Origin of the sequence: Pasteurella oralis (genome assembly GCF_042681465.1) — a bacterium.
Lineage (GTDB): Bacteria > Pseudomonadota > Gammaproteobacteria > Enterobacterales > Pasteurellaceae > Pasteurella > Pasteurella oralis.
Genome location: NZ_JBHUFP010000011.1, coordinates 1 through 6,284, shown reverse-complemented (window position 1 = coordinate 6,284; position 6,284 = coordinate 1). Strand labels below are relative to the sequence as shown.

At 36.0% G+C, this 6,284-nt stretch carries 8 protein-coding genes and 1 pseudogene; all 9 read right to left on the bottom strand.

The genetic code is table 11. From position 1 onward, the window contains the following. Positions 1 to 237 precede the first annotated feature (237 nt). Positions 238 to 762 (bottom strand): ankyrin repeat domain-containing protein, encoded by a 525-nt coding sequence (locus ACFSAV_RS08510; RefSeq protein WP_379098518.1) that lies wholly within the window; start codon positions 760 to 762, stop codon positions 238 to 240. Beyond that, on the bottom strand, positions 763 to 969 hold the full coding sequence (locus ACFSAV_RS08505) for a GH-E family nuclease (RefSeq protein WP_465263153.1): 207 nt from the start codon (positions 967 to 969) through the stop codon (positions 763 to 765). Between the two features lie 139 nt (positions 970 to 1,108). Next, positions 1,109 to 1,621 (bottom strand): SMI1/KNR4 family protein, encoded by a 513-nt coding sequence (locus tag ACFSAV_RS08500; RefSeq protein ID WP_379098515.1) that lies wholly within the window; start codon positions 1,619 to 1,621, stop codon positions 1,109 to 1,111. A 1-nt stretch (position 1,622) separates the two neighbouring features. After that, on the bottom strand, positions 1,623 to 3,188 hold the full coding sequence (locus ACFSAV_RS08495) for an HNH endonuclease (protein WP_379098512.1): 1,566 nt from the start codon (positions 3,186 to 3,188) through the stop codon (positions 1,623 to 1,625). Between the two features lie 126 nt (positions 3,189 to 3,314). Then, entirely contained in the window at positions 3,315 to 3,755 is a 441-nt protein-coding gene (locus ACFSAV_RS08490) for a hypothetical protein (RefSeq protein WP_379098509.1), read from the bottom strand. A 1-nt stretch (position 3,756) separates the two neighbouring features. Beyond that, complete coding sequence (locus ACFSAV_RS08485) at positions 3,757 to 4,203, bottom strand: DNA/RNA non-specific endonuclease (RefSeq protein WP_379098506.1); 447 nt, start codon at positions 4,201 to 4,203, stop codon at positions 3,757 to 3,759. Between the two features lie 138 nt (positions 4,204 to 4,341). Further along, positions 4,342 to 4,725 carry a DUF5376 family protein gene (locus ACFSAV_RS08480; protein ID WP_379098503.1) on the bottom strand — a complete coding sequence of 128 codons (384 nt, stop codon included), beginning with the start codon at positions 4,723 to 4,725 and terminating at the stop codon, positions 4,342 to 4,344. Between the two features lie 250 nt (positions 4,726 to 4,975). Beyond that, entirely contained in the window at positions 4,976 to 5,290 is a 315-nt protein-coding gene (locus ACFSAV_RS08475) for a hypothetical protein (protein WP_379098500.1), read from the bottom strand. A gap of 2 nt (positions 5,291 to 5,292) precedes the next feature. Then, positions 5,293 to 6,284, bottom strand: a pseudogene (locus ACFSAV_RS08470) (hypothetical protein); the annotation flags it as partial.

The window sequence follows — 6,284 nt, the reverse complement described above, 5'->3', positions numbered from 1 at the left end:
CGCTGGATTTGTCGAGGCTATCACTGCACCTCTTAAATGCACATTCTCTGCCGTCACATGATAACCCCCTTCCTCCGCTATTATCCCTGACAACTCGCGGACTTATTTATAGTTGCTTTTGCCTCGTTATACAAAAAAACAGTCAATTCCTCAAAGCAAAACTTTTTTGAAATTGACCGCACTTTTTCGTTTAGTGGTTCCTTTTCAGAAAATCAACACCTTCGATTAAGAAAACCACTACGCATATTTCTCCATCAGGTCGATGATAGGTTGGGAGCTAGGACGATGGGATTCATATTTTTTTATCCCTTCAAGTAATTCATGTTGCCCATTAAAATAATGCACGTTTCCACCTTTATCCAGCATCAATTTAAGCAAGTCTAGCGCTTCAGGGACATAACCTGTCATTGCCAATGGAATCACTTGGTCTCGATTTGGAATATTCGGATCCGCTCCTGCATGTAGCAACGCCATTGCCGCATCAATATTTTTCGCTCTCATTGCATAATGCAATGGCGTCATGCCATACATATCTTGTGCGTTGATTGCTATACCCTTATTAATCAAATAGTTAATCGCTTTTTCTGATGGTTTATTAGGGTCGAATCCTAATAATGCTTTATGTAACCAATTCCAATGTTCTGATGGTGTAATTTCGAGTACATCACGTTGTCCACCTTGAAAAATAGCGTCTAAAGTAGCGAAGTCATCTTCATCCAATGCTTCTAATATTTGAACACCAACACTTAGCTTTGTATCCATTTAGTTATCCCCTTGTTCATATTTTTTCATATCTCTGATAATTCTATCTATGTCATTTTTCCCTGGCATTTCATCTACATGACCTCGATTTCGATGCATATTTTCCAATTTAAAGTTTTCTGGTCTCGCATTAACATAGTCATTCAATTGTTTTTGGCTCCAATTGAGCTCTTTCGCTGCTAATGACAAGCGACGATGTTCTTTCAAACTAGCCTTATCCCTAACAAGTGCCTTTACAAAAACGGTCAATTCCTCAAAGCCCAAAACTTTTTCAAAATTGACCGCACTTAAAATATTAGTCCGTAAACAACGCTTAAAAAATACAACACATTAGTTAAACAAATACTTACTCATAACCATTCGGATAACGTTCATCAAAATCGTAAAGCATATCTAAAAATGCCTCAAAATTTTCTGCCACAGGAAATAATAAATGCTTACCTGTTTCTTCATCATATTCATCGTGAATCACAAGACAAATTTTAGGTTCACTGCCTTTCGGATTATCACGGTAATCAAAACAGACAAAGTCACCACAAGCTGTACTGCCAAAAGAATACACATGTTCATAACCATATATTTCATCATTATAAAGATATTGTGCATAAATATTTTCTAAAGGTTCAAGATGTTCTTCTGTTTCAAATCCATCAAACCCAAAGGAACATAACGAGTCTTCGTTTCTATATGAATCATAATAATCAAAATAATCTTGAACGACTCTTAATGCATTATGCTTCCTAATTAACTCAATATACAAACAAGGTAAAGTTATCTTAAACATTTTCTCAAAATTTGAGATTTGAGCATCATCCACAGCACCCATATCATATCGAATATCTAAATTTCTAAACTTCATTTTACTTTCCTTCACTTAAAGAACCTTCTCCAATATGTTTAACTGCCTCATGAACATTTGTAGGAATTAATTGCATATTATTAGGTGCACTTTGTGCATTATGGTGCCAAGTCATCTGAAAAATTTTAGGCTTACCAGCATAAATATCGTTTAATTGCTGAGCTGTAAAATTATTTTTATCAATTACTCCGCTATCAATCGCCCTCTTTAAAGCTTGAGTAGCATTTCTCATTTCAACATCTCTTCTTTTATTGCTCGACATGTTTTGGTAATTACTTGGCTTTTCTATTTTTGTCGTAAACTTCGATACATCATCAAATATAGGCAATCCTCTTTTATCATAAGGAATATTGGCAATTTCCTGACGATGACCTAATTGATCAGGTTTAGCATAAATCTTAACCGCTTTACCTCCTTCAGATTCAATTACTGATACCGCTTCTCCTGTCTTTAAAACCTTGTTTGTCACTGTAGAACGGGGTTTCATCACTACTGTTGTCGATTTCACAACCTCTTTCTCAAAACCTTTCTCTATTTTATGACGAATTTGCTTTGGATCATAAAGTGACTTTTTAGCTGATGAGCTACCTATATTTTCTTCTTTTGAAAAGAAATGTGCCATATCCATCGCTAACTCAACGCCTTTCTCTACACTACCCTGTTTAGCCTTCAAGGCTTGAATCGTTTTGATATTTTCAGCTTCTGCTAACTGATAGAATTTAGTTTGTTCATCTAATGGAAGACCCATAACCCAACTATTCAGTAACCCTGATAAATCATCAGCAAAACCAATTCCCGCTAATAACTCATTTGGTACCGTTACTCGGCAATCAATATCACAATTCGCAACTAACGCTGCTCGTTGTTTTTCACTTAATACTTTAAAATATTCGTGAACCTCTTCTACACTTTCTCCATGCTGAATCGCTTTTTTCAACTCTCGTTGATAAGCAGAAATATCTTTGAGTGAAAGATAATTATTCTCCACCGCATTCTTACCAATCTCCCCACCTAACGAAGCATTGGTGAGACTCGATACCGTCGTGTTACTCTGACTTGAACTCTGTGCCGTTAGCCCACCTGCGACCGCTGCCGTAATCGAACTTAATGCGGTTATCTGTGCCTTTTCCTCTGCCGTCAGTTGTTCTGCGCGGTCTTTGTTGTATAACACCTTAGCTAACATCGGCGCAGCCAATTCCGAACTCGCCGCCGCTATCGCACCTGAACTCGGGTTACCTTGATTCGCTGCCGCCTCTATCGCTCCCCAAATCGCATGAGCAAGGGTATTCGTGATAACCTCGGTTTCACCTTTGTCATTGGTGGTTGCCTGTTTAATCCATTGATTCACTTCTGGTGAAGCCAATTGGGTTACAATCCCTGTTGCTGCTTGGTTAGCCAATATACCCGTAAATAATGTCGTCAACACCTCTGCTGTACGTTTATACTCTCCCCTATCTCCCCACTTCGCTTGTGCTTGTTCTGCTGCTAAAAGAGCGGTCTGTTTTTGTGTAATTTCAGTCTGATTCCCTGTTTGCTTCGCCTGTGCTAATGCACTCAGATAGCACACACTTCTTAGTCTATATCTTCAACTTACTTCCACAAAAAAATGCGACCAATTTATCAAAGTCCAAAACTTTTTCAAAATTGACCGCACTTTTTAACAAATAGGAAAATCATTTACATTAAATAATTATCAAGCTTGCTTCATTCTTTCCTGCTTTAATCTTACTCGCTCTTCCCAAATTTCCTCAGGAATATAATATTCTTCCGCCTCTTCCTTCGTTAAGTCGCTAATTCCTTTCATATAAAGATTAGGCCAACTATCTTCTTCATCTATATATGCAAATTTAATATTAAAATCCATATTATTTGATAGAGAAAAAATATATTGGTTCCAATCTTGAGATGTTACTTCTTTTAGCTTTCTCATTAAAATCATAATTTCATCCTCAATTTCATAAGGCCTTTCTCCCAAATTAAATGATACAATACTTCCATTCTCTAATTTCCATTCTGCCCCTCCTGAATAGCTCTCTGGATAAATTGATCCTATAAAGGATATCTCTATAGCTTCTAGCGGCATAATTTTCCACAAGAGTTCTCCTATTTTATGGTATATTTTCTGTTCAATCATTCTATTCTCCTGCTGCTGTATTTTTAATTATTTGTCTAGGCTGTATTATACCGTTGATGTTTTGTTCAATCGAAAACTCATGGGGTCTCTTACCATTTCCATCATATATTGGCTTAATACTCACCTCAACTTTTTGTCCTTTCTCTAAAGCCCGCTTCCATTGCATTTCCATCTGATACCATTTCCCTTTCACGCCATTTAACATGCCATCCATCGCAACTAAGTTCAAGCCCTCTCCCGCTCCTCCAAACATTGAAGCAAGTAAATGACCTCCACAATCTGTTTCTAAACGACATTCTCCACCCGCCATTCTCTGTTGATAGGTATTCCTATCACTCTTTTCTAATTTTAAATTCCCTTTAGCCTCCGAAACACGACCTAATTCATCTGTCTTATATTGATGATTATTGCTTAACTTATAAATCGTATTTGGCTCCGGCTTATTCAAATGCTTATTCCATCGACTTGTACTCACCACAGCTAGCGCTCATCTCTGACGAGTGCTGAAACAAAAAATGCGACCAATTTATCAAAGCTCAAAACTTTTTCAAAATTGACCGCACTTTCTTGTTACGCTGTTTAATATTTACGTTCCACCAAAACTTAACTCTTCTTGATAACCAACAACAGGCTCCTGACTACGAAAGGCTAACCACAGCACCAGTATATCTATCAGCACCGCTCTCGCTAAAGCAAAATGCAAACTTGTGTCTTCTTGGGCAAATAAAAAACAGAAATACACCTTATCACCCTGAATTTCAACTCCCCAAGAATTGGAAGAAATATCCCCTTGTTGTATCTCATCATCTCTCAAAATCGATAACACCCTATCTAAGAACGCAAAGTAATTGGGTCCACCCATCGGGTCATTTAAATAGCCTGTTAAAGGATGAAGCTGATGGTTTTCTTTCCAAAAACAAACAGGTATCACTTGCAATTTATGTTCAATATAGGAAAACACTAATTGCATAACTCACTCCTGTCTGCTACTTGGAAAAGCGGTAAATTCTGGATAAGTGTATCCTTCAATTCTCACACCTGAATTGGATATCCCTATTTCCATAGCTGGATAGACTGTCACTTTAGGTTCTAAGAAATCTTAAACTTTTACACTAGAGGGAGTAATACCTTGCCATATTTTCTCCTCATTATTAATAATTACAATTCTTGTTTTGCAAGCTTCACCAACTTCAAATTTTAAGACAAACTTATTTTAAATATTATCTGATAAAAACAGAAAATTCTGGACAAATTGATAGTTCAATTTGCATGCATTCTAAAAAAAATGATATGAAATTACCATTCTCATCTAATAAAATACTTTTTAAATTCTCTTTATATAAGTCAAAACATATCTTATCTTCATTATAAATAATAATACGCAAAGAATTTATAGTTCTATCAAAGCTTAAATTTAACTTCATAGTTTTATCTTTATTATGAAAAACACAAGTTTGAATAAATTCTTCAATTTCACAATCACAACCATACATTGAAATAAACTCATTGCAATTAGGTATATCATGTACATACATTTTTAATTTCCTCCTTTCAAAATTGTAGTTATAAATCTCCGTGAACCATCATTCATGACTTCAAAAGTCACTTCTATTTTTCTTATTCCCCCGCTACCTATTATAATACTTTCTCTAATTTCAAAATTTTGATGTTTTCCATTAATATTTTTAGAAAAAGACTCTTTAACATATGCTTTATCAGATAACATTTTTTCCAATGTTTTTTCTATGATATTTCTACCTCTTTGATCATTATAAATACCAATACTAGATAATTGCTGCTTATTTTGAAAAGCACGTGATGAGTTATGAATATCAAATCTAACATTTCCAAATAAATAATCATACTTACTTTTATCAAAAATCAGTTTAGGTGGATTAATTGATTTAATTTTACTATTGATATTTTCATTTAATAAAAAATTAAAACCACTACGATTCCGACCAAGATTCGCATTATCTTTTATATAATCTAATTGCTTCGCTACCTCACTTTGATACTTCAACACCTTCGTGGTATTGCCTAGTCGTTCCGCCTCTTTCGCTTTTTGTAATGCGGACTTGGCATTTTTCAATGGCTTCGTCACTGCCTCTGCGCCAGGTAGAACACCAATAAATGCTAAAGCATAATCAATCCCATCCTCCGCTTCAGCAAATGATTTTACGTCACCAACTATTGGCGTAAAGTCAGATAAAAATAATGCAACATCTCCTGTATTCCTTAAGCTCTCTACTAATTCAGGATGTTCTTTCGCAAATCGTTCTATCGCTTGCCGAGTTGCTTCATCTGCTTTTCCCTGTCCCTCTGCTAAAGCAGCCCAATCAACTTGTGGATTATCAATAAAGAGATTTAAATTGAAGTTATTCTCCACCGCATTCTTACCAATCTCCCCACCTAACGAAGCATTGGTGAGACTCGATACCGTCGTGTTACTCTGACTTGAACTCTGTGCCGTTAGCCCACCTGCCACCGCGGCTGTCATCGAACTTAACGCAGTGATTTGTGCTTTTT